At 44.9% G+C, this 19077-nt stretch carries 17 protein-coding genes and 2 tRNA genes; 7 read left to right on the top strand and 12 right to left on the bottom strand.

The genetic code is table 11. The features are described from left to right. Positions 1-581 precede the first annotated feature (581 nt). Positions 582-2783 carry a pectate lyase family protein gene (locus tag ACRRSW_RS08360; protein ID WP_432459094.1) on the top strand — a complete coding sequence of 734 codons (2202 nt, stop codon included), beginning with the start codon at positions 582-584 and terminating at the stop codon, positions 2781-2783. A 320-nt stretch (positions 2784-3103) separates the two neighbouring features. After that, the gene (locus tag ACRRSW_RS08355) at positions 3104-4294 is read left to right on the top strand and encodes an NRAMP family divalent metal transporter (RefSeq protein ID WP_432461105.1); all 1191 of its coding nucleotides are present in this window, start codon (positions 3104-3106) and stop codon (positions 4292-4294) included. A 66-nt stretch (positions 4295-4360) separates the two neighbouring features. Here ACRRSW_RS08355 and ACRRSW_RS08350 read toward each other — a convergent pair whose 3' ends face one another. The 5 genes from ACRRSW_RS08350 to ACRRSW_RS08330 form a co-directional block, all read right to left on the bottom strand. Then, positions 4361-5677, bottom strand: coding sequence for an MFS transporter (locus ACRRSW_RS08350; protein WP_432459093.1), 1317 nt, complete (start codon positions 5675-5677; stop codon positions 4361-4363). A 55-nt stretch (positions 5678-5732) separates the two neighbouring features. Then, positions 5733-6941, bottom strand: coding sequence for an L-rhamnonate dehydratase (gene rhmD / locus ACRRSW_RS08345; RefSeq protein WP_432459092.1), 1209 nt, complete (start codon positions 6939-6941; stop codon positions 5733-5735). Positions 6942-6962: 21 nt separating this feature from the next. Continuing rightward, a complete protein-coding gene (locus ACRRSW_RS08340) occupies positions 6963-7868 on the bottom strand; it encodes a dihydrodipicolinate synthase family protein (protein ID WP_432459091.1) in 906 nt (301 codons plus the stop codon). Further along, positions 7868-8641 carry an IclR family transcriptional regulator gene (locus ACRRSW_RS08335; RefSeq protein ID WP_432459090.1) on the bottom strand — a complete coding sequence of 258 codons (774 nt, stop codon included), beginning with the start codon at positions 8639-8641 and terminating at the stop codon, positions 7868-7870. Before ACRRSW_RS08335 ends, ACRRSW_RS08340 begins: the two co-directional genes overlap by 1 nt. A 448-nt stretch (positions 8642-9089) precedes the next feature. Continuing rightward, positions 9090-9575 carry a GNAT family N-acetyltransferase gene (locus tag ACRRSW_RS08330; RefSeq protein ID WP_432453671.1) on the bottom strand — a complete coding sequence of 162 codons (486 nt, stop codon included), beginning with the start codon at positions 9573-9575 and terminating at the stop codon, positions 9090-9092. Between the two features lie 94 nt (positions 9576-9669). On the opposite strand from ACRRSW_RS08330, the gene ACRRSW_RS08325 reads away from it, so the two are divergent. Then, the gene (locus ACRRSW_RS08325; RefSeq protein ID WP_432459089.1) at positions 9670-10593 is read left to right on the top strand and encodes a LysR family transcriptional regulator; all 924 of its coding nucleotides are present in this window, start codon (positions 9670-9672) and stop codon (positions 10591-10593) included. Positions 10594-10653: 60 nt separating this feature from the next. Here ACRRSW_RS08325 and ACRRSW_RS08320 read toward each other — a convergent pair whose 3' ends face one another. From ACRRSW_RS08320 to ACRRSW_RS08310, 3 genes are read right to left on the bottom strand one after another with little or no spacing between them, the layout of a single operon-like run. Further along, on the bottom strand, positions 10654-10959 hold the full coding sequence (locus tag ACRRSW_RS08320; protein WP_432459088.1) for a chaperone modulator CbpM: 306 nt from the start codon (positions 10957-10959) through the stop codon (positions 10654-10656). A 2-nt stretch (positions 10960-10961) separates the two neighbouring features. After that, positions 10962-11297 (bottom strand): DnaJ C-terminal domain-containing protein, encoded by a 336-nt coding sequence (locus ACRRSW_RS08315; RefSeq protein WP_432459087.1) that lies wholly within the window; start codon positions 11295-11297, stop codon positions 10962-10964. Further along, entirely contained in the window at positions 11282-11905 is a 624-nt protein-coding gene (locus tag ACRRSW_RS08310) for a DnaJ domain-containing protein (protein WP_432459086.1), read from the bottom strand. Before ACRRSW_RS08310 ends, ACRRSW_RS08315 begins: the two co-directional genes overlap by 16 nt. Positions 11906-12701: 796 nt before the next feature. On the opposite strand from ACRRSW_RS08310, the gene ACRRSW_RS08305 reads away from it, so the two are divergent. Then, a complete protein-coding gene (locus ACRRSW_RS08305; RefSeq protein ID WP_432459085.1) occupies positions 12702-13511 on the top strand; it encodes a substrate-binding periplasmic protein in 810 nt (269 codons plus the stop codon). 393 nt (positions 13512-13904) lie between these two features. On the opposite strand, the gene ACRRSW_RS08300 is transcribed toward ACRRSW_RS08305, so the two are convergent. After that, positions 13905-14237: a DUF1840 domain-containing protein gene (locus tag ACRRSW_RS08300; RefSeq protein ID WP_432459084.1), complete on the bottom strand. Its 333-nt coding sequence runs from the start codon at positions 14235-14237 to the stop codon at positions 13905-13907. Between the two features lie 285 nt (positions 14238-14522). Here ACRRSW_RS08300 and cyaB point away from each other — a divergent pair, with 285 nt between their 5' ends. Further along, positions 14523-15089, top strand: coding sequence for a class IV adenylate cyclase (gene cyaB / locus ACRRSW_RS08295; protein WP_432459083.1), 567 nt, complete (start codon positions 14523-14525; stop codon positions 15087-15089). Positions 15090-15604: 515 nt separating this feature from the next. On the opposite strand, the gene ushA is transcribed toward cyaB, so the two are convergent. Further along, the gene (ushA, locus tag ACRRSW_RS08290) at positions 15605-17206 is read right to left on the bottom strand and encodes a bifunctional UDP-sugar hydrolase/5'-nucleotidase UshA (protein ID WP_432459082.1); all 1602 of its coding nucleotides are present in this window, start codon (positions 17204-17206) and stop codon (positions 15605-15607) included. A 217-nt stretch (positions 17207-17423) separates the two neighbouring features. Here ushA and ACRRSW_RS08285 point away from each other — a divergent pair, with 217 nt between their 5' ends. Then, positions 17424-17825 (top strand): hypothetical protein, encoded by a 402-nt coding sequence (locus ACRRSW_RS08285; RefSeq protein ID WP_432459081.1) that lies wholly within the window; start codon positions 17424-17426, stop codon positions 17823-17825. Then, positions 17798-18781, top strand: a complete 984-nt coding sequence (gene hutW, locus ACRRSW_RS08280; protein WP_432459080.1) for a heme anaerobic degradation radical SAM methyltransferase ChuW/HutW — start codon at positions 17798-17800, stop codon at positions 18779-18781. The genes ACRRSW_RS08285 and hutW overlap by 28 nt, the downstream gene beginning before the upstream one ends. Positions 18782-18830: 49 nt before the next feature. Here hutW and ACRRSW_RS08275 read toward each other — a convergent pair. Beyond that, positions 18831-18921, bottom strand: a tRNA-Ser gene (locus ACRRSW_RS08275). A gap of 59 nt (positions 18922-18980) precedes the next feature. Continuing rightward, positions 18981-19071: transfer RNA gene (locus ACRRSW_RS08270), tRNA-Ser, on the bottom strand. Between the last annotated feature and the right edge of the window lie 6 nt (positions 19072-19077).

Here is a 19077-nt window from a genome sequence, read left to right as displayed (position 1 = left end):
CAATAAACTAAATACTGCCAGCTTCTAGCGAGGCTGGCTTTTTATCTTTCATACTAGTTCTTTCTCCGATAACCATCTGAAGCTATCGCGACAACCCATTCAAAGAGCTAACAGTTATCATTTCACCGAGACTTATAGCTTAATAAAGCGAGTCTCATCCACCCACGGCCACTAAAAATCGATCATATTTTGAATAAATTTATTGATGAAACAAATAATTAAAAATATAAAGTTGATAGCCGCTCCTCAAAAATTCAATTCTGCACCCCAAAGACTCAATCATTAAAATTTCGCGAGTAATTTAGTGACTTACCGCAAATATTGAATATTTTCATCATGGCTATATTTAAGGCTTTGTCGTTATAATGATTACACGCTAATTTTTTTGAACCGATGTTTCTTTTAAATTCGCTTGTTATTTTATTTTTGATAAATTTAACTATTTAGTTATACATAAATTTAGATCGAACATTATGTGGTTCTTTAAACCTCAGTAAAATATCAACCAAAAACAGTACGGTTATTCACAATAAGTAATCGTTCTCGCAGATAAAGTGTTTTGATAAATAAGGACTAGTATCATGATAAGCAAGGGTAAAACACTAACAATGAAGCCACTGGGCTACTTGTTATTGTTAGCTGTCACCTCCTGCGGGGGTTCCTCTGACGGTGGCACACCAAACAGCACGCCAAGTGCAACCGCCACTGGTAGCAGCCTCGCCAATGGCACCAGCTACGACAACGTTATTGACAATGACCTTAGCAGCTATTGGGCTCCAGCTGGCGCAACTGGTTCTGTTTCTATTACCTGGCCAGCGCAACAAAACATTAGCTCAGTCACCATCACTGAAGCCGCTAATTATCAAGGTCACATCGGCGCGTGGCAATTAATCAATCAAGATAGCTCAAACACTACGGTGGGTGTGAATGCCAAGGCAAGCAGTGATTCGGTGATCATGTCGGGTTCTGGTGCGGGCACCATCAACATCAGTACCATCAAGACCAATAGCCTCACCTTCGAAATTCTCAGCTCGACAGGAGTTGCAACGGTTGCAGATTTCAAAGTTTCCAGCAGTGGCTCGACGCCCTCCTCCGAACCAACTCTCACTTTCAGTGGTAAAACGGCTGGTCCCTCAGTCACTTTAAACTGGACGGCTCGAAGTATTGAGGTTACAAATCAGAAAGTTTACCGTGATACCGACGCCACCTTCGAGGGTAGCAGTGCGATTCAATCCAACATCGATAACGTCAGTTACAGCGATAAAAATCTCGCCGACGGCAGCTACTACTACTGGTTAGGTGTCACTGATAAGGCAGGGACTGAGCACCTCAGTACCGCGTATCACGCCACCATAGATTCAAGCACGATTAACGCTTGTCATGACTTGGTGACAAACGCTGATGTGAATTGGGACGAATCTTCATTAAGCGAACAAGAGAAGGTTGAGTGTTTATCCTCTAGCTTGGGTAAGCCGGTGGGTTACGGTAGCAAAGCCGTGGGCGGTTATGATGTAGGTGGTAATAGTAACTTGGTTGTCATCAAAAAGCCGACAGATGGCTCGCTGGTTGAAAAACAAATACTCAATGCAATTAGCAGCGATGCCTACAACTGGATTGTATTTGATAAGGATGATTTTAAAGCCGATACCAACATTGCGATGTACCGTTTAGCCTGTGAGGAGCCTGCAGTGCTCAGCGCTCTGGACAATGCGAGCAAAGCCGAATGTTTAGACGCTGAATTATGGTGTACCAATCACGATGTTTCCAGCAGCGACTGTGATAATACCTTCTTCAACATCAAACTAAACGTTGATAACAGCAATGTGAAGAGTGCGCTGGCAGTTCCAATGATCCACTCTAATACTACCATCGATGGACGTGGCGCGAACGCCAACTTTAAATACAGCGGTTTTGAAATTGGTAATGGCGACGATACCCCGTCCGAAAACGTAATCATTAGCAACGTGCATTTTGTTGGCGGTGGCCACACCGAGGACCATGAAGCCGATCCGGATATGATCCGTTCAACTGGTCAATCGCACGATATTTGGCTGCATCAAAACACCTTTGACCACACTGGCGATTCCGCCTTCGATGTGAAGCAAGGTGCTTATAACATCACCGTTTCATTTAACAAATTGAAAAACGTGAAACGCGCGGCTTTACATGGTTCAAGTGATAGCCGTCCGGTGAATGCCAATATTCGAACCACAATTCACAATAACTTATTTGTAACCGATGATGCTTCTTACGCTGCTTCGGAGTTTAACACCGGACGTCGAGTACCGCTGTTACGCTGGGGTCAGTCACACATGTTTAACAACGTGTTTTATGGTTATCGAAAAGATGTATTGAGTGTTCGTAAAGCAGGTAGCATCTTATTTGAAAATAATATGTTCTTAAACAACACCAATAACGCGAAAAAAGATGATATTGACTATTGGGTCAAAAGTATCATCGGCACAAAACTAGTCTACGACGATGGTTCTAGTCTTAAGGTCAGTGGCACCAAGGTTTACGAATCAAACGCAAATTGTCAGGCCCAGGGTTCTGGTAGCAGCCTCGATGGCTCATCCGTATTAATCGGTAACGTCCCTGATATGCTTGCCAAATATGATGCCGCGAGTCAAAGCACCATTAACGTAAACATGATGGCAACTAGCCAAGACCTGGCCGACTATGTTTATGCGACCGCTGGTAAAGGAGGTTTAAGCCCTTATGTTGCCAACGACGCTCTCAGCGCAGCTGAAATCATTAAATTAGCGCCAGATACTTGTCAATAAACGACCGCGTTTAAAGCGTCTGCTTGAATTAAAAACCAGCTTATCATGAAGCTGGTTTTTTATTTTTTCGTACTGCATTTTTATCGATGATATATCTCGAAGGCCACCACCCAGCGGGAGGCAGTTAACATTTGCTAAAAACTAAGCTTTTTGTAAATGGAATATTTGCTTTACAATGTTCGAATAATTATTAAACACCCAAACATAAACACAACACTTAGCAACAGGACGCCCCAGTGGAACAGAGTATTCCCAACACAACAACTTCCCCCGTGCAATCTTTACAAAAAATCATTCAGCTACTTGGACCCGGGATCTTAATGGCTACCGCCGCCATTGGCGGCAGCCATTTAGTTGCCTCCACCCAGGCGGGCGCCAAATTTGGCTGGCAGTTGGCCTTGTTAATCTTTCTGGTGAACGTATTTAAATACCCTTTCTTCCGAGCGAGTGTCAGTTATACCATCAGTACTCAGCAAACCCTGCAACAGGGTTATATGAGCATGGGCAAAGGCTACCTGCTGACAGCCTTTTTACTCAATTGTATCGCCGCCGTGGTGAACTCGGCAGCCTTACTCATGTTTGCCGCTAGTCTATTAGGTTATTTTGTGCCGGTAGCCTTACCCATGCCGGTGTTATGTGCCATCATTTTAACCGCAAGCTTAGTCATCTTAATTGCGGGTCACTTTTCGGCGCTGAACAACGTTGCCAAAATAATCATGGCGGCATTGGTGGTGGCAACGCTGAGTGCAACCGCCATGGCCTGGTATCAAGGGCCGGTCGCTCCGGCAGATTATCAGGCGCCCTCGCCTTGGAATATGGCCACCATTGGATTTTTAGTGGTCACTATGGGTTGGATGCCCGCCCCCATCGAAATTTCAGGCATTACCTCACTGTGGTTAAAGCAGCAGTGTCAAAATGAAAAAGTCACCGCCAAGTCAGCCTTATTTGACTTTAATCTCGGTTATATGACGACAATGTTATTGGCCTTAGTATTTTTAGCCTTAGGTGCATTAGTTCTCAATGGCAGCGGTGAAACCTTAGCTGCAGGAGGCATTGGTTTTTCTCACCAATTAGTGAGCTTGTATGCCAGTACCATTGGCGAGTGGTCACGCTACCTCATCGCAGTGATTGCTTTCTTGTGTATTTTTGGCTCGTCGATCACCGTATACGATGGTTATTCGCGAGCCCTCGCCGAAGGTTTTTCCTTATTGAAAGGCCAACCAGAGGCTTCCAATAGCCAATTTGTGCGCTGGTTGCTGGTGGTATCGGTGGTGAGCTTTGGGATTATATTATTTTTTAAATCGGCTTTATTAGCGATGTTAGGCTTTGCCATGACACTCGCCTTTATGACCACCCCCATGTTTGCTTGGCTCAACCACAAGTTAGTCAACACGGCGGCCATTAAAACGGAGCTGAAAGGTGGACTCGGATTACGGGTCGTCAGTTACCTTGGCCTGATTTATCTTTTCGGCTTCTTAGCCTTATTCATCATTTGGAAGTGGGTACTGTAGCGACGCGGAGCTGTCATATCCCAATTAAAATAAGGCGGCTTTAAAGCCGCCTTATTTACATGTTCATTATTTAGCGATCACCTCTTCGGCTATAGGCTGCTGTGAGCCTGCTTGTTGTGGACGTAAACTATAAATCAAAATTGCGCCAAATATTGCAGTTACCCCCATCACAATCTGAGGGGCCATCGGATTGCCAAATATAGGCTCCGCAAATTCACGAACCGGAGCGCCCAAAGCGCCCCCGAAGGCACCAAACATGTTCACAAAACCGATCCCTGCTGCTAAAGCACTACCGGAAAGTATCGCGCTTGGCATCGTCCAAAACATCGGCTGAACCGCAATAAAGCCGGAAGCTGCCAAAGACAAACAAAAGATAGAGGCAACCGGAGAAGCACTCAACACCGCAGAACCAATGACCCCAATCCCTGCAATTGTTAGTACCAAGGCGGCATAATGCGCTTCAGCAAATCGCTTCGCCGCATAACGAGGAATATAATAAGTTGCAAAACCTGCAACCACCCAAGGAATAGCTGCAACAAGGGTTGAAATAAAAGTAACATTAACGCTACTAATCAACTTAGCAACAGTTGAAGGCAAGTAAAATGCTAAACCATAAACCGACAGTTGGATCACCCCGTAAGCGATGGCGAGCGCCCACACCCGGGGAATTTTAATCGCATCAGAAATCCTCGATGCCACCGATTTTTGCTCTTCTTGACTCAGCTCGCGCATCAGGGCTTTTCTTTCACCATCATTTAAAAAGCGGGCGTGTTTAGGTTCACTATCTAAATAAAAGTAAACAAATACGCCGACTGCAGCAGCTAACAAACCTTCCACTAAGAACATCCAAAACCAACCAGGATGGCCTAACCAACCGTGTAAACCTTCGAGTAAGGCCCCAGAAAAAGGGGTACCCAGAGCCAAGGCAATACAGGGACCCACGTAAAACATACCAATAATGGTGCCGCGATTTTTTTGCGGGAACCATAAAGAGGTTAAGTAAATCATTCCTGGGAAGAATCCAGCCTCTGTAGCCCCTAGCAAGAAACGAGTGGTCACAAATTTAGTTTCGGTATCGGCAATCGCTAACGAACATGAAACCAAGCCCCATAGGATGGTGGTAAAGGCGATCCAACGTTTGGCACCGACTTTCTTCATTAACAAATTACATGGAGCCCCCAAGAAGGCGTAAGCTAAGAAGAAAATTGATGCCCCCGAGGCAAATGCGGCGCTACCAATTCCGGTATCAGCCATATACTGAACCTTCGCGACGCCGATGTTTGCTCGATCGAGAAAAGCTAAAATGTAGAGTAATAACATCAATGGAACGAGACGGACCATTGATTTATGGACAGCAGAATCTAACAATGATGAATTGTTCATAACAAGACCTTTTATTACTAGAGCGAACGCAGCGCGCCTGCTCTAGTCCTAATAATTAATGAGTATAAGGGCGAGTAAGACCGTCGCGATTTAGCTCAACACCAAATCCCGGCTTATCCAGTTGGTCTTTGTGAATGCGACCTCGCTCGGGAACCGGCTCATTAATCAAAATAGGGTCAAATTGTGGACGAGTATGATCCGCTTTGGGCGCGGTCATCAAAAACTCACTGAAAGGTGAGTTAGTAAAAGTAATCACCGCGTGATGAGAATAGACGGACGAGCCGTGCGGCACCACTAACTGGCCCCGAGATTTAGCCACTGCCGCAATTTCTACGAGCGTGGTTAATCCGCCACACCAGCCAACATCTGGTTGCATAATGTTGACCCCAGTTTCAGATAACTCTTGAAATGACTCAAGGGTGCCATGGTGCTCTCCAGTCGTGACCATCAACCCTGGTGGGGCTTTTGCTACTAGCTCACGATAAGCTTGATGTTGATTGGCGGGAAAACACTCTTCGATCCATTTCAAATTAACACCTGCTTGATGCATCGCCCAAGCGGTTTTAATTGCATAATTCGCATCCATACTCATCCAACAATCGGCCATTAACCAAAAGTCTTCGCCGCACAGTTCTCGCATGTCTTTAAACTGCTTCACGGTTTCACGGATCCCAGCATCACCTTCATGCGGACCAAAATGCGTGGGCATTTTGCCACCAATAAAGCCCATCTCTTTAGCGAGATCGGGTCGTGCCCCGGTGGCATAAAACTGCAATTCATCCCGCACAGCCCCACCAAGTAACTTAAATACCGGAAGCTGGGTGACTTTGCCAAATAGATCCCAAAGCGCCAAATCAACACAGCTAATGACATTCATGACCAGACCTGCGCCGCCGTTATAGTAAATTGACGCGCGGATCATCTGGTCGTGGATTAATTTTATGTCAGAGACACACTTGCCTTCGACAAAACGATTTAAGTGCTTCTCAACAATAAAACAACCGGGCTCACCAGCGGTCGAGACTGCAAATCCTGTGGTGCCATCGTCAGCTTCTACTTCAACGATCAGGGTACCAAGCACATTAATCCCAAAAGACTGTCGAGACTGTTCATATTCTTTATAGCGACTCATCGGGGTACAGATCTTGTCATCAATCCAATGCCCACCTTGTTGGTCATGATAGTCTGCACCACCATTGCCTTTTTTACCTGTCGCCCCGCCTATGTAATAGGCACGAATTTCTTTTATTTTAGGTAACGTCATTTTGTTATATACTCCCGATCGTTAATTGACCGTTAATTCGACTAGTGTGTTAATTAATATTGCCAAGCTCTGAACCTTGGCAGTCGTGTAGCTCGAGTCTGATTCGGTATGGGTTAATGGGGATTGACCCATATCGAATCCTCGAGCTTCCATTGCAATTCGATAGCCAAACGGAAAACGAATTGAGGACATCGCCATCATCGCTTCCATCGCTGCGAATTGAAGCTTTTTAGCCGCATCAAACTGACCGGCTTCAAATAAAGCGTTAATTTTCACCATCACTTCTGGCATCACCCCTGAAGTTGCGGTCATACAACCATCACCACCAAGCATCAACGAGCCATATAAGAACTCTTCGCGGCCAGTCATCACCCTAAATTCAGGATCAACCGCTTTACATAAGCTCAGCATTTTCATGAAATTAACTGAACAACCGCCAGAATCTTTAATTCCAACAACATTGGCTAAACGGGCTAGTTTTGCCGCCGTTTCGGCATTAATCGGATCCGCCATAAAAGGGATGTTATAAAGACAGATGGGGAGGTCTGTCGAGGCTGCAACTTTGCTTACAAAACTAATAATCGCGGCTTCATCGCAGGGATAAAAAGCCGGTGGCATTAACACCAATCCGGTGGCACCTTGTGACTTTGCAAAAGCCGCCAATTGAATACTCTCATCTGCGTTATTTGAAGGAATACCACTCCAAACAGGAACCCGCTCTTTCGCTTCGGCACAAACTGCTTCAATCACCGCACATTTTTGAGAAAAACTCATAATTCCGGCCTCTCCCACAGAAGAGATTGGGAAAATTCCGAGCAAACCTTGCTTAATTTGAAAATCGACAATTCGCCTGATTTCGGCCAAATTGGGGGACTGATCTTTCCATGGCGTTAATAAGGCACATAATACTTTTGGGGGTCTATTCATTAATTTACTTCTCCATTAAAACCTAGCTCTCTAGATATTGCGGTTGCTGTGTTTCGTACTTCTGAGGCGGCGTCTTCAAAGGTAAAATCATCACCAATGTGCATCACCGTACCCACCAAAGAAATCGCTGCGATAACGGCACCATGCTTATCGAAAATCGGTGCACTCACGCAGCGAATATTGGCGGCATCTTCTTCATCATCTTTCGCCCACCCAAGGCTTCGTATCCGCGTAAGCTCTTGCTCAAGCTCGGCCCGTGAACCAATGCTATTGGGGAGATGATCGACAAAACTGATTGATTTGATAATCTGTTGCTGCTTTGCTTTATCTAAATAGGCTAAAAGGCATTTGCCTAAAGACGAACGATAAATACAGAGTTGTTTGCCTTCCCAGGTTTTCACCTGGATGTGCGATAGGCTATCCACCCGAACTAAATAGATAGGTGTGTCATTGTCTAAAATCCCCAAATGACAAAGCATTTCAGTTTTGCTGGCAAGGGATTCCAAATGCTGATAGGCAACGTCTCTTAAATCTTGATGTGCAGAAACGGCCCCACCCCATTCGAGTAACTTCAAACCCAGCACATATTGGCCGGTTCTATCTTGATCGACAATCCGCTCACGCTTGAGTTGATTTAATAAGTTATACACCGAACTTTTCGGTAGGCCGAGGATGCGAATGATTTGATTGGCACTGAGATTTCCATGAGCGACCAATACGTCGATAATGCTGATTGTTCGACTCAAAGCCGGTATGTTAACTTCTTTTTCCAAAATGCTGGAGCCCTGTTTTGAATACTGGAAACAAGGTAGCACGAACTCATCGGTACTCAATCATTTGATGGAGAATTTATGAGCAAACTCACAGATATAGAGACTAGAAAATAACGAGAGAGTTTCCAAACAAGCGCAAACGGCTCAAAACAAAAAAGCCAGCTAGATATATTGCTGGCTTTGTTATAAAAACGGGCAGTTGCCCAACACTTCGCTGTTACGGTACTTTTCAACGCCTGAATAGGGAGCCAAACAAATTCACGGTGCTTGCCGCGTTCAATTCACAATCAGTCTTCCAACATTGAACAAAGGAGCCTGAAGATTCGGCGCAAGGTGTTTCGCTGCAATGGTGAGCTCCCAACGAACACCATGGCTCCGATTTACTCACCAAAGCTCAGCATACTCACCGCCGTTCAAAGCGGCAACTTTAAGCAAAAAAAAGCAACAACTAGCCTTCAATACTAGCAAAAAGCTTTAGATTTTTACCCGATAAGCGATAAGCAATCCATTCATCTTGTGGCTGAGCGCCAATACTATGATAAAAATCAATAGCGCTTTGATTCCAATCTAATACCGACCATTCAAAACGGCCACAATCTTTCGCCACCGCAAGCCGAGCTAAATACGCCATTAAAGCCTTACCCGCCCCTTGACCGCGTTGATCTTGAGACACATAAAGATCTTCCAAATAAAGGCCATATTGACCCAGCCAAGTAGAGTAGTTAAAGAAATACACCGCAAAACCAATCGCCACACCATCCTGTTCGCAGATGAGCGCATGGGCATGGATCTCTGAACCAAATAAACGTTGTTCTATTTGTGCAACACTATTCACTACCGCTTTCGGCTCCTTTTCATAATTTGCAAGTTGCTGAATAAAATTTAAAATTGTCGCAGCATCGACTTTTTCTGCGGGTCTAATATTTAAGGGCATTTGCTTATCCTGTTGACTCAAAGTAGGGAGAGTGTAAGCTCTATAGCTTCATGAATACAGTGCATTATATGCAGGCGACAAATGAAGAGTGTGCATGGATAAATTTCCTAATATTGATCTCAATCTACTGAAGCTATTTGCCAGTTTATATCAAACAGGTTCTGTAACCGTCACTGCCGAAACACTTAAGCTGAGTCAATCGGCCTGTAGTCATGCGCTCACTCGCCTACGAGAACGACTAGGCGATGAGCTGTTCGTTCGTATCGAAAACCGAATGCTACCCACAGCCTATGCCCAACGTTTGGCTGAACATGTGATGCCAGCACTCACCATGCTCAATCAGGGTTTTGAGTTATCTCAAGCCTTTTCGCCGACGCAAACCCACAACTTTAAAATCGCCACCACCGACTATAGCTCTTGGTGTATGCAAGCGTTTACCGCTCACTTAAGCCAAGGGTTTAAAGCAATTAATATTGAGTTTCTACAATTAGAACAACGCCTACCAGAAGCAGCGCTTAAATCGGGAGAGCTCGACTTGGCCTGTGGTTTCAGCCATCAGCCAGAGAGTAGCGAAAGTTTAATGCGCTTAACTTGGCTTGAAGACCACTATGTTAATGCTCGTTGTGCGCAGCGAGGAACCCCAGGCCCACTCAACTTACAACAATTTTTAGAACATAAACATATTCTAGTCACACCTTGGAACGAATCCCGCGGCATCGTAGATATTAGCTTGGCCAAAATAAGAAAAAAGAGACAGATTGCGATTAAAACTGCCAGTGTATTAGCGGCTCCCTATTTTGTGCAAAATACCGACTATTTACTCACCCTCCCCCATCGCTATGCTCAACAGATGCAACAACAACTTCGTTTAAGCATAAGTCCCTTGCCCTTTAAACTTCCTAACTACCAACTCAATTTATATTGGCATAAAACCCGCTATCAGGATCCGAAGCTCATCTGGTTTATCGAACAGTTTCAACAATTCATCGAACAAACAGATACACTGCCACACCAATAAAGGACAGTGCTGAGCTTCACCTAACTGACAAATCATGAACCAATCACCACCAGAGACTAGCTAAGCGCCGATAAAGCGCTGAAGCTGTCTCTGGTAAGCTTGATTTTGCTTCAACAAATCTTCATTTTGTTGCAACAAGTTAACCACCATGGCGACCGCCACCCAATCTATTTCTAAGTCTTGATGAAGCCGCACCGCTTTTTTGATCCAATGAAGACTCGTAGTATCGAATATCCAGCGCTCTATCCCTTCCCCCCTTAGTGGCTGAACAATGCCGTATTCCACCACATTAATCAGCACATCACGCTCTATTCCTGCAAGTTGGCAGAGTTCATTGAAGGATATATTGACGAAAGCTTCACTCATGCTCATTCCCTCCACGCTGCTCTGGGATTAAAGTGACTACTAGAGGCCAGCGCCTGCCATAACGCTTGTTGCTGTGGCGTCGCTTTATTTGGCATCACAATGCTGACCACCGCAAATAAGTCGCCAGTGACATTTTTACTTCTTAAGCCTTTACCCTTCACTCGCAATTTGCGCCCTGCTTGAGTATTCGCAGGGATCGATAAACTGATTTTCCCTTCAAGGGTGGGCAGTGTCACCTTGGTGCCTAAAGCGGCCTCCCATGGGGACAAGGGCAATGAGATATACAAATGATGTCCCTGCACATCAAACAGCGGATGCGGTACTAAACGAACATGCAAATAGAGATCGCCCGCAAAGCCACCACTGGAACTGGGGTGCCCTGGCCTGGCACTCGGATCCGTTCACCATCGCAACTTCCCATCGGCACTTTAATCTTCAATTGCTTGGTGACATGCTCAAGCCGCCCGTTACCAAACACCGGCAGCTGATACTCGATGGTTTTATGCGTTTGTTGAATGGTTTCTTCTAAAAATAGCGGCAGTTCAATCTCGATATCCTGACCGCGTTGCGGCGCAGTTGAAGCCCGCTGCCGAAATGTAGCCCGATGCTGACCAAAAATTGAATTAAAAAACTCAGAAAAATCACCTTCGAATTGCTCGCGATCAGGCTCTTCAGCGTAACTGGTACTTCGCCACCCCGGTGGTGGGCGAAAGCCGTGACTTGACTGCTGTCCATATTGGCGAAGTTGATCGTATTCAGCACGTCGTTTGGGATGTTTTAAAACTTTATACGCCTCAGCCAGTTCTTTAAACTTTGCTTCAGCTCGAGCATCAGAATTCATATCAGGATGGTATTTCAGCGCGAGCTTACGATAGGCCGCTTTGATCTCTTTGCTTCCCGCATCAGGCTTCACGCCAAGGATGTTGTAGTAATCTTTGAATTCCATACGCCTATCCTTCATTTCAAAGCCTCATTCAAGGCCTAGCAGGGTTTAGCGAGTTCCAGATCAACGCTTTTTCTCATGAGCGTAATAAGCACACCAAGAAGCAGGCAAAATCGAAGCCTCATGGATTCACTCTTCCTCGCTCTAAGTGTAGGAGTTTCGATCAAAAATGAGGTGTTAATCCAACCAAGAGATACACAATACGTCGATTGAGAATAAATTCTGGCAAAACAATTTTCAGTCATAAAATCAGGGCTCAACACCACAAAAAAATCGCTTTGCTTGAATCAGGATAGTTAGCTTCGAAAACGCAAAGGTTCACTGCTTTTAATCAATATTAGTCACGATTTAAGAGCCATCAGGCTATCTCAGACTAAGCCAAGAGGTCTCTTATGCCACGAGTTGATACTGGGTGAATACCAGATCCCCCACTATACTATGAGAACTTGATATGGTTTTTCGAAGCAAAATTTAAGTCTGAAGCAAACATGAATGGTCCACAAAATCTGGCTAAATTTTCATAGTCAAACCGTATCCAAATGTTTTCATACGAGCGTATCTTGAACAACTCAAGGCATAAGAGCTTATTTATGAAAGGCTGACATATAGATGAAACCAGTAAAATTTTTTGCCCTGTATCCAAATAAATCTACTGTAGATGCCCAGTCTCAAAAAATGAGCCACGATGAACAATCCCCAAAGACTAGCGAAATATTGAATAGGCTGAACAAACACTTTGCTCTGACATTGAAATCATTAACAAATATCTAAAAGCATATATATAAAGTGGGTTAATAAAATGCGTGACAAGCAAACCATTATGTTTTTAACAAAAATCTTTCAAAAAAAAATATATAAGCGGATATGTTATTTAGTCATTTCCATTTTAATACTGACAATATCTAATCAAAAAGTCGCTGCTGAAACTATTGTGCTAGCCGCAGCAGCTGACAGTATTCCCACTTCATACCTAGAAAATGGTAAACAAACGGGTATTTTAATTGATGTTATAAATGAAGCATTTTATCGCGCTGGGTATACCGTTGAAATTCAACTCATGCCTTGGGCCCGATGTTTAAAATCCGTCAAATCTGGTGATGTGGATGGTATATTCTCAGCATATTTAACCGATGAACGACAAGAGTTTATGAGCTATACCAGTGAAGTCCTGATCACTCAGGTACAAGCTTTTTTTGTTTCGAGTAATTCTACAGTTACCTATGACGGTGACCTCACAAAATTGGCTGATAAATCGATTGGCGTGATTAATCACACCAGCTATGGGCCAAAACTTGATGCTGCATTGGCTGAAGGACTATTCTCAAAAATAGATGTAGCTCAAAACTCTAAAAGTAATGTTCGAAAACTTTTAGCTGGCCGAGTAGATTTGATCCCTTCCTATCGGCATGTTGTTTTAAGCACCGCTAAATCGCTGGGAGAAATCAATAAAATAAGGCAATTATCCCCGAATCTGGAGGCGGTTCCAAGTTACCTCGCATTCACAAGAAAACGCGACTTCACCCAACTCATTGCAGATTACAACAAAGCTCTTGCATCGATGAAGGAAGACGGTACTTATGATATGATTTTCAACAAGTATCTTCAGTGATCCTTCGTTTAGCCGCGCCATCAACACGCGCGAAAAACCGAAAAACATACTCTCAACTAACCTTAAACAGGCTTACTTCGCTGATTTCGTGAATGACTGAACAACAATGAAATAACAATGTTCTTACCGAAGTTCTGAATCAACAACCACCAACAAAAGAGTTTCATTCAAATATGAATATCTCAAATTCATATTCCACCAACGCCTGTTTAACAATAACGTACACCGACTCAAGGTTGAAACCGCTAAATCGTACTTAGAAACTAACATGAGTGGACACTATAACTGAGGCTAATACTGTTACTAACAAGGCGACTTAGTATGTTTGACAGATACTTATTACATGATTATTGTCTCCCTGCAAAGCAATCAGACAAAAAGCCTTAGCCATCCTTATGGATGTTGATTACCAATCGCCTCCCACATCACGTTACATTCTTCTTTAGCAGCTGCGGTCAATAACTCAATTAAGGGGAATGCTCGATGCCCCAAACTCACTGGCGCTTCAATCAAATCGTCGGCTTCATCTTTGGCATCGCCAAGTTCCGGCGCTTTTTCCGCTAGATCTATCGCAGCTTTTAACTGAGCAAGTGCGGTTGCCACATCTGCAGCCAAAATTGCTCCGGGCACGTTGTCACTTTGGCCCATCATCTTCAACATTTGTAGGCCCACATCACCAAACATCGTAATATTTGCATAGGCTTTACAGCTAAATGTAATCAACATATTATAACTCTACTGTTTTAATTGTTATTAACAATACCACGTTTAGAACTCATCTTTCATCGCATGTGGCATCACACTGAATACAATAAACTACCTCGACCCACCATAGCATATTGCGATACCGCATAATTAATGAAATGTCACATCGCACCATTGAATCAACCAGCTAGCCTGCTCGTCGCAAGCTTCGCACCCACACGCTTTGGTTCAAGCGTTTTTGTCTACTTTAGTGCTACAGTCATGCTAATATTCAGTTCTTCCCAATAGAATAAGAAAGCAAAATAAATGAGTTCAGAGCATTTCAAGGGTCAATATGAAGTCGAACTAAAATTTAGATTGCCGTCAAAATCTGATTTTTTGCAAACCTTAGCTAAGATGCCTCATAAGGTAATGCTTCTAGATAACGTCGAATCGGATTGCTACTTCGATACATCCACTCAACAACTTCAAGCGCAAAATAAGAGTGTTTGTATCCGTGAGATGGAACCGTCGGGAATAAAATTATGGATAGTCAAAGGTCCAGAGTTTGATCGCTGCGAAGCGACGAATATCATCAATGCAAACTCAGCAAAAAGTATGTTGCAAACTATGGGCTATCAGGTCGCTTTACAAGCAAAAAAAATCCGTAGTATTTACTTCATCGGTCAGTACCATGTAACACTAGATTATCTCGAAGGAATTGGACACTTTGCTGAATTTGCGATTATGACCGATGAGCAGTCAATGCTAGCAAACTATAAAGTTGAACTCGAAAGCTTAGCCAGTCAATTTGGCTTAAGCACTCCAGACCTAGAGACAAAATCTTATCGTGAGTTATTCATCGAACAAGCGACACAATCCACTCACTGCTGATATGAGTTGTTTCTCCCCAACCGCCTAGATGTGACGCCATAAGAAAGCTAAGCCGAAAATTCATAAAACCAATCCATCGATGTAATCCAAATTTTTGAGAACTTAGCCAAGTGATATCCCTTCGTCTATACGCTTAAAGCCGCGTGAGATAACAAGGCTATGTATGATGCTATTCAACCAACCACTAAATCGGTTTAACTGCTACCCAATTTGCTAGCAAAACAGCAATCTTGTTTATACCAAGATAAGTAATGGTATGAGTTAATCCTGAAGTCGGCGGTGATTCAAGCCTAACAACAGACCTAGAAAAATACTGATCATTCCCCAATGAATATGCAAGTATTAAGCACTATACTCCGACGATTATAAGGCTCGAGGCCAAATTTTCGAGGCAACCATCAAGCAAGGTGCCAACTCCAGAATCAGTTATGTAGCTTGATTGATGAAACGTTTAATTAGCGATAAGTGATCTCTCCTTGAGCCGCGAAATCTGCCGCATTCAGCGGGCTATGCTGTTACATAAAGGCTTTTAGCACTTCAGCGTCCACGAAGCCAGTATCAACAAAACCCCGATGTTCGGTAATCTTAGGGTAACCATCGCCTCCTGCTGCATTGAAGTTTGGTACAGTAAAGCGGTAGATTTGAGCGCTGTCCAGCGACTGACCAGCAATCACCACATCGCTCACCTTGCCGTTACTCACGGTCATCTCAATCCCAGCAAACTGCGCATAGGCCCCGGTATCCACCGGCATGGTCGCCACAACCGATAAATACTCGAGCACTTCAGCACCGCTCATGTCCACATAGGTAATGGTATTGGAGAAGGGTTGTACCGTAAGAACATCTTTATAGCTCACATCACCGGGCTCAATCGAAGCACGCACTCCGCCAGAGTTCATCACCGCAAAGTCAGCATTCACCCGCTGCATATGCGCCGTTGCGATCATTCGACCGAGGTTGGTTTGAGCAAACCTCACCTTATTTCTATCCCCTTCCAGACGTCCCTTGAGCTGCGCAATATTCACCCCAAGTTGCGCCTGCCCCTGTTGCTGATAAGGACTCAACAAAGCTAAAGCTTGCGGATCGGCGGCAATTTCGTCGGCGACGAATACCCGCAGCTTTTTACCGTCAAGCAGTACTTTCTTCTTCAAATTTACTGGAATAAGGCGATAACTATCGAGGCTAAACTCACCATTTTTAAACGTATAATCGGCGCGTCCCAAATACTTCCCCCATTCGTGGGCTTGCACGATCCAGGTGCCATTTTGTTGGTCGGGTTGACACTCCGTGCCAGGCTTAAAATGAACATCGTAACGGTTTGGCTGCTCCATACACACTGGCTCTTGAGAGTGGCCACCAACGATTAAGTCTAACTCACCTGGTTTTAATGAACGCGCCAGACTCACATCACCCGGCGCATTAACTCCATGTTGCGCATTGGCGTAGTGCCCCATGTGGGTCACCGCAAATACTAAATCCGGTTGCTCTTGTTGATGCAGTTCTGCCAGTACCTTCTTCGCCTCGACTTTGGGATCCCGAAACTCGATATCAGCCACCGTATCGGGATGCACCAATTTATAGGTATCTTCCGTCGTAAAACCGATCACCGCCACTTTAACGCCCTGCAGGTCGAAAATTGTATAGGCCTGAAATTTACGCTGACCGGTGGATCGTTGATAAATATTGGCCGATAAGAAGGGAAATCCCGCCCACTCCTGCTGCTGCGCCAGCACCGCCAAGCTGTTATCAAACTCATGATTGCCTAAAGCCATCGCATCATAACCGAGTAACTTCATCCCCTTAAAGTCAGGCTCGGCATCCAGTAAATCTGACTCCGGAACACCAGTATTAATGTCCCCGCCAGACAACAGTAATACACTGCCCCCTGCAGCCGCGACCTCTTTACGGATCCCATCGATGAGGGTTTTACGCGCCGCCAATCCGTATTCGCCGTATTTATTCTGCCAAAAACGGCCATGATGATCGTTGGTATGTAACACGGTGATTTTATAGCTATGATCAGGCTGCCAACTATGACTGGGCTGGGTGCTGCAGCCCACTAACACACTCATGAGTAGCACAAAGGGTAATATTGCAAAACGATAACAGCGCTTCATCTTCATTCCTTGATGATCAGTTAATGAAGAATAATAATAGTTCAGTTACTTTCAACAAGAACAGAGTCTTACAGAGAAAATTCAAGTTATATTGGCAATTTGCTCAGATATCAGCCAAAGATGTTGTTCAACATTTAGCAGCGCAGACTTGGTCTAGATCAATGAAATGCAAACGATAATAATTTACATTTGCAATAAATACTTTGTGAAGCCAATCATGACTCAAGTAAATTCTCTGTCTTTGTCGTCCTTACCCGAAGCACTCACCGGCCAGGCAAGCCCTTCGCCTTTACAGTTTGCCTTCGCTAAAAAAACCACCGCCCATGCACAGCAAAATACCGGCGCACAGCTGTCAGGAGATACCGCATTCAACAAGCTCTTTGCACAACTCTCAGCTTCGCCAACCTCACAGCAAAAGCGTGCGATTTATATTCATATCCCCTTTTGTCGCGTGCGCTGTAGTTTCTGCAGCTTTTTTCAATATGCCAGTAGCCCGCAAATGATGGACCAATATTTCGCAGTTTTAGAACAGGAGCTCAAGGCCAAAGCAGCTTACCCTGGAGCAAGGCGCAGCCCTTCGACGCAGTCTACGTGGGCGGCGGCACCCCCACCGATTTAAACTCAGCCCAACTAAAGCAACTTGGTCAGCTGATCCAACATTACTTTCCTTTAAGCAGTGACTGCGAAATCACCTTAGAGGGTCGACTCAATCGATTTGACGATGACAAGTTTTCCGCCGCGCTCGCGGGCGGATTTAATCGCTTCTCTTTTGGAGTGCAAAGCTTTAACAGCCAGGTTCGTCGCAGCGCCAAACGACTCGACCAACGTGAGACCATTCTCCAACGGCTGCAACAATTAAGCGCTTCACAACAAGCGACTATTGCCATCGACTTGCTCTATGGTCTGCCCCATCAGACGACTGAAAACTGGCAGCAGGATCTACAAGATGTGCTGAGCAGCGGTGTCCATGGTGTCGATCTCTATCAACTGCTCACATTTGGCGGTACCGCATTACAACGAAATTCGGAGAAGGAGGGAGTTGCCCAACCTTTAAGCACCAGCGAAAAAGCACTGATGTACCGCCAAGGGCATCAGTTTTTCACCAAGCAGGGTTTAAAGCAGCTGAGTTATTGTCATTGGGCAAGCGATCCCCGAGAGCAAAGCCATTACAATCGCCTGGTCAAGCAGGGGGTCGATATTTTGCCCATTGGCGCCGGGGCTGGCGGAAAAATCAATGGCTTTAGCATGATGCAGTTTCGCGATATCGATACCTGGAAAAATGCAGTGCAAGAAAACAGCTGGGCTTTTCAAACCTTAACCCCACCGAGCCAAGATGCCACGCTACAAGCTGCCATTGTCAGTGGCTGTGACCAAGGAGAACTAAGCGCGGCTAAACTTCCTCAAGGCGCGCAGGTGTTTCGCCATTGTCAAACGCTGTTTGATGCTTGGCAAAAAAACGGCCTGGTCACACAGCACGGCCAACAGCTTAACTTAAGTTTAGCGGGACAGTTTTGGTCGGTAAATCTAGCAAATGCCCTGAAAAACTACCTGCGTCTTTATCCGCTCGCACAATAAGTGCCGAGCAGAAACGAAAAAAGCCATGCTTTAGCATGGCTTTTAAAAATGGCGGAGGAGGAGAGATTTGAACTCTCGAAGGGCTATTAACCCTTGCCGGTTTTCAAGACCGGTGCATTCGACCACTCTGCCACCCCTCCGCAGGGGTGTTGCTGCAATTAAAGTGTCATGTTCTGATTGATGACATGCCAAGTTAATATGGCGGAGGAGGAGAGATTTGAACTCTCGAAGGGCTATTAACCCTTGCCGGTTTTCAAGACCGGTGCATTCGACCACTCTGCCACCCCTCCGCAGCG

It is taken from the genome of Agarivorans sp. QJM3NY_25 (assembly GCF_050870875.2).
Taxonomy (GTDB): Bacteria; Pseudomonadota; Gammaproteobacteria; order Enterobacterales; family Celerinatantimonadaceae; genus Agarivorans.
This window is presented reverse-complemented; position numbering and strand designations above follow the sequence as displayed.

Excerpts from the sequence above, each read along its gene's own strand:
- ACRRSW_RS08360 (WP_432459094.1), top strand. The coding sequence starts at position 582 with ATGATAAGCAAGGGTAAAACACTAACAATGAAGCCACTGGGCTACTTG.
- ACRRSW_RS08355 (WP_432461105.1), top strand. The coding sequence starts at position 3,104 with ATGGCTACCGCCGCCATTGGCGGCAGCCATTTAGTTGCCTCCACCCAG.
- ACRRSW_RS08350 (WP_432459093.1), bottom strand. The coding sequence starts at position 5,677 with ATGAACAATTCATCATTGTTAGATTCTGCTGTCCATAAATCAATGGTC.
- rhmD (WP_432459092.1), bottom strand. The coding sequence starts at position 6,941 with ATGACGTTACCTAAAATAAAAGAAATTCGTGCCTATTACATAGGCGGG.
- ACRRSW_RS08340 (WP_432459091.1), bottom strand. The coding sequence starts at position 7,868 with ATGAATAGACCCCCAAAAGTATTATGTGCCTTATTAACGCCATGGAAA.
- ACRRSW_RS08330 (WP_432453671.1), bottom strand. The coding sequence starts at position 9,575 with ATGCCCTTAAATATTAGACCCGCAGAAAAAGTCGATGCTGCGACAATT.
- ACRRSW_RS08325 (WP_432459089.1), top strand. The coding sequence starts at position 9,670 with ATGGATAAATTTCCTAATATTGATCTCAATCTACTGAAGCTATTTGCC.
- ACRRSW_RS08320 (WP_432459088.1), bottom strand. The coding sequence starts at position 10,959 with ATGAGTGAAGCTTTCGTCAATATATCCTTCAATGAACTCTGCCAACTT.
- ACRRSW_RS08310 (WP_432459086.1), bottom strand. The coding sequence starts at position 11,905 with ATGGAATTCAAAGATTACTACAACATCCTTGGCGTGAAGCCTGATGCG.
- ACRRSW_RS08305 (WP_432459085.1), top strand. The coding sequence starts at position 12,702 with ATGCGTGACAAGCAAACCATTATGTTTTTAACAAAAATCTTTCAAAAA.
- ACRRSW_RS08300 (WP_432459084.1), bottom strand. The coding sequence starts at position 14,237 with ATGTTGATTACATTTAGCTGTAAAGCCTATGCAAATATTACGATGTTT.
- cyaB (WP_432459083.1), top strand. The coding sequence starts at position 14,523 with ATGAGTTCAGAGCATTTCAAGGGTCAATATGAAGTCGAACTAAAATTT.
- ushA (WP_432459082.1), bottom strand. The coding sequence starts at position 17,206 with ATGAAGCGCTGTTATCGTTTTGCAATATTACCCTTTGTGCTACTCATG.
- ACRRSW_RS08285 (WP_432459081.1), top strand. The coding sequence starts at position 17,424 with ATGACTCAAGTAAATTCTCTGTCTTTGTCGTCCTTACCCGAAGCACTC.